Origin of the sequence: Blastomonas sp. (genome assembly GCF_041747255.1) — a bacterium.
Classification (GTDB): Bacteria; Pseudomonadota; Alphaproteobacteria; order Sphingomonadales; family Sphingomonadaceae; genus Blastomonas.
In genome coordinates, this window is sequence record NZ_JBGTFM010000149.1 from 1 (window position 1) to 4,061 (window position 4,061).

The 4,061-nt window shown below is 62.5% G+C and carries 3 protein-coding genes; all 3 read right to left on the reverse strand.

All coding sequences use genetic code 11. From position 1 onward, the window contains the following. Positions 1-2,278 (reverse strand): alanine--tRNA ligase (gene alaS, locus ACEW8G_RS05290; RefSeq protein WP_373487396.1); only part of this gene is annotated, 2,278 nt, incomplete at its 3' end. Between the two features lie 333 nt (positions 2,279-2,611). Continuing rightward, positions 2,612-3,691 carry a recombinase RecA gene (gene recA / locus ACEW8G_RS05295; RefSeq protein ID WP_373487397.1) on the reverse strand — a complete coding sequence of 360 codons (1,080 nt, stop codon included), beginning with the start codon at positions 3,689-3,691 and terminating at the stop codon, positions 2,612-2,614. Between the two features lie 97 nt (positions 3,692-3,788). Beyond that, positions 3,789-4,061, reverse strand: a 273-nt coding sequence (locus tag ACEW8G_RS05300) for a response regulator (protein ID WP_373487398.1), incomplete at its 5' end; no start/stop codon positions are given.

Genomic DNA, 4,061 nt, shown 5'->3' on the forward strand with positions numbered 1-4,061 from the left:
CGAGCGCCTTGCGCGCCTCGGCAAGCTCGCGCTCCAGCGTGCGGCGTTCGTCGATCAGCGCGGCAATGCGCGCCTCGACCTCATCGGGCGCGGTCTTGACGAGGGCGGCGATGGCTTTCAGCCGCTCATCGCGCGTTACCAGCCACTGGCGCGCGCCCTCGCCGGTCAGCGCCTCGATCCGGCGCACGCCGCTGGAGACCGCGCTTTCCGAAACGATCCGGAAAATGCCGATATCGCCGAGCGCGCGAACATGCGTGCCGCCGCACAGTTCGACCGAATAATGCGCGTCAGTGGCACGTCCCATTGACAACACCCGCACCTCATCACCGTATTTTTCACCGAACAGCGCCAGCGCGCCCGCCTGCACTGCATCATCCGGGGTCATCAGCCGGGTCGTCACGGGTTCATTGGCGCGGATCTCGGCATTGACCTCGACCTCAATCGCCGCAATTTCGGCATTGCTGAGCGCCTTGGTGTGCGAAAAATCGAAGCGCAGCCGGTCGGGCGCGACCATCGAACCCTTTTGCGTGACATGGCCGCCGAGATGGTGGCGCAACGCCGCGTGCAGCAGGTGCGTGGCGCTGTGGTTGGCGCGCAGTGCATTGCGTCGCTCGACATCGACCGCCAGATGCACGGTATCACTTACCGCGATGCTACCGCTCTCGATGCGCGCCTGATGCGCATGAAGGCGCCCGAGCGGCTTGCTGGTGTCCTCAACCGTTGCCTTGAGGCCCGCCAGCGAGGTGATCAGCCCGTTATCACCCATCTGGCCACCGCTTTCGCCGTAAAACGGTGTCTGGTTGACCATGATCGTGACGGTATCGCCTGCCGACGCTGAAGCGATCTCAGCGCCATTGCGAACCAGCGCAACGACCTGTCCCTCGCCCTCGTTTGCGGTGTAGCCGGTGAACTCGGTGCCGCCTTCGCGCTCGGCAATGTCGTACCAGACCTCGGCCGACGCTGCGTCGCCCGATCCCTTCCACGCGGCGCGTGCAGCCGCCTTTTGCGCCGCCATCGCGGTATCGAAACCGGCGCGGTCAACGCCAAGACCACGGCTGCGCAGCGCGTCTTCGGTCAGGTCATAGGGGAAGCCGAACGTGTCATAGAGCCGGAATGCGGTCTCGCCCGACAGTACGTCGCCTTGCGCAAGGTCGCTGGTCGCATCATCAAGCAGCTTCAGCCCCTTGTCGAGCGTCTGGCGGAAGCGGGTTTCCTCTCGCTCAAGCGTTTCTTCAATCAACGGCTGGGCGCGGCCCAGTTCAGGGAACGCCTGGCCCATTTCGGCGATCAAGGTCGGCACCAGCCGGTGCATCAACGGGTCTGCCGCACCCAGAATATGCGCGTGCCGCATCGCTCGGCGCATGATGCGGCGCAGGACATAGCCACGCCCCTCGTTAGCAGGCAGCACGCCGTCAGCGATCAGGAATGAGGTCGCCCGCAGATGATCGGCGATGACGCGGTGGCTCGCCTGGTTGGCACCCGTCGTGGCGGTGCCGGTGGCGTTGCCAGAGGCGGCGATCAGCGCCTTGAACAGATCGATGTCATAATTGTCGTGCACGCCCTGCATCACCGCCGCGATGCGCTCGATCCCCAGGCGGGTGTCGATCGACGGGCGCGGCAGATCACCGCGGCTGCCGTCGGCCTGCTGCTCGTACTGCATGAACACGAGGTTCCAGATTTCGATAAACCGGTCGCCGTCTTCATTGGGTGATCCCGGCGGACCACCGGGGATGTGATCGCCGTGATCGTAGAAAATTTCGCTGCACGGGCCGCACGGGCCGGTGTCACCCATCGACCAGAAATTGTCCGATGTCGCGATGCGGATGATCCGCTGTTCGGGGATCCCGGCGATCTTGCGCCACAGATCGAACGCCTCGTCGTCGGTGTGATAGACGGTGACGGTCAGCCGGTCGGCGGCCAGCCCCCAGGTCTTGATGACCAGCGTCCAGGCATGGTGGATCGCCTGTTCCTTGAAATAATCACCAAACGAGAAATTGCCGAGCATTTCAAAAAATGTGTGGTGCCGCGCAGTGTAGCCGACATTGTCGAGATCATTGTGCTTGCCGCCAGCGCGCACGCATTTCTGTGACGAGGTGGCACGCGCGTTGGCGCGCGCTTCCAGCCCTGTAAACACGTTCTTGAACGGCACCATCCCGGCGTTGACGAACATCAACGTCGGGTCGTTGTGCGGCACCAGCGGCGCCGATGGCACGATGTCATGTCCATGGCCGCCGAAATAGTCGAGGAATGAACGTCTTATGTCGTTTGTCGATGTCATGATCTGCGACATAAGACGAGTTGCAGCGAGATTGAAGCGTTATGTGCGGATGGCGCGTGCAGCGCCTCCGGCGCTTGGCGGTTCGCGGGGCATAAGGCGACATGGACCATATAAAGGCACCGCGATCACATGCTTTCGCACCTTTGTGACGCCAGCGGGGCAAGACACGGTTGACCGGCGCTATTACCCCAGGTCAGGGCAGGTGACTACGGGTAGGACACGAAAGTTTGCCTGACACCACCTGCGGCCACGCGAGGTTGCGGCCCCTCCACCACCCTGTTGTACAGGGTGGTCCCCCTCCCCGAGCAAGCTCGGGGAGAAAGGGAACAAATATCATTCGTCGTCGGCGCCCTCGTCGTCGGGGCCGGTCATCATTTCCTCGGCCACCTTGTCCTGTCGGTTACGGACGAGGGCCTCAATCTTGTCGGCCATCTCGGGGTTTTCCTTGAGGAAGGTCTTGGCATTCTCACGCCCCTGGCCGATGCGCACCGAATCATGGCTGAACCAGCTTCCCGATTTTTCCACGATCCCGGCCTTGACCCCAAGGTCGAGAATCTCGCCGATCTTGGAAATCCCCTCGCCATACATGATGTCGAATTCGACCTGCTTGAACGGCGGGGCGACCTTGTTCTTGACCACCTTCACGCGGGTCGCGTTGCCGACGATATCGTCGCGGTCCTTGATCTGGCCGGTGCGGCGGATGTCGAGCCGGACCGAGGCATAGAATTTGAGCGCATTGCCCCCGGTCGTGGTTTCGGGGTTGCCATACATGACGCCGATTTTCATGCGCAGCTGGTTGATGAAGATCACCATGCACCGCGAGCGGCTGATCGATCCGGTCAGCTTGCGCAGCGACTGGCTCATCAGCCGCGCCTGCAGGCCGACATGGGTGTCGCCCATCTCGCCCTCAATTTCCGCGCGCGGCACCAAAGCCGCTACCGAATCGACGACCAGCACGTCAATCGCGTTCGAGCGCACCAAAGTGTCGACAATCTCCAGTGCCTGCTCGCCGGTATCGGGCTGCGAGACGATCAGCTCATCAATATTGACACCGAGCTTTTTGGCATAGACCGGATCGAGCGCATGTTCGGCATCGACAAACGCTGCCGTGCCGCCGCCGCGCTGCGCTTCGGCAATCACGTGCAGCGCCAGCGTGGTCTTGCCCGAGCTTTCCGGGCCGTAGATTTCGATCACGCGGCCACGTGGCAGGCCGCCGACGCCAAGCGCGATATCCAGCCCCAAGGAACCTGTCGAAATCGATTCGACCTGCATCGTCTCCTTGGACCCCAGCCGCATCGCCGACCCCTTGCCAAAGGCGCGGTCGATCTGCGCGAGCGCTGCATCGAGCGCCTTTTGCCTGTCCATGGATTTAACCTCTTTGTCGGTCTGGATGAGTTTCAATTGCCCGGCCATCGCCACGCCTCCCTTGCCTAGTTGCTCCTGCGATCAGGTGCAACGACTCAGTGATGTATATGATTTGTTCTCGTAGAACAAGGGGGGAACGAGCGAGTCAGCCGAGTTGGGCCAGCGCCTCTTCCAGCCCAGCCATGCTGTAAGGCTTGGGCAGCGTTGGCCGGTCGGTCAGATGCGCCGGAATTTCATCCCCGCCGCCGCTGGCGAACACGAACGGCACGCCCTTGTCGCGCAGCGCCTCTGCCAATGGCCAGACCTTCTCTGTGCCCAGATTGACGTCAAGGATGGCACTGTCAAAGCCGCCTGCGGCAACCGCAGCGATGCCAGCAGCCACAGAGTCGACGGTGGACGTCACCTGATGGCCCAGCAG

Coding starts and splice junctions, on each gene's coding strand:
- recA (WP_373487397.1), bottom strand. CDS start 3,691: ATGGCCGGGCAATTGAAACTCATCCAGACCGACAAAGAGGTTAAATCC.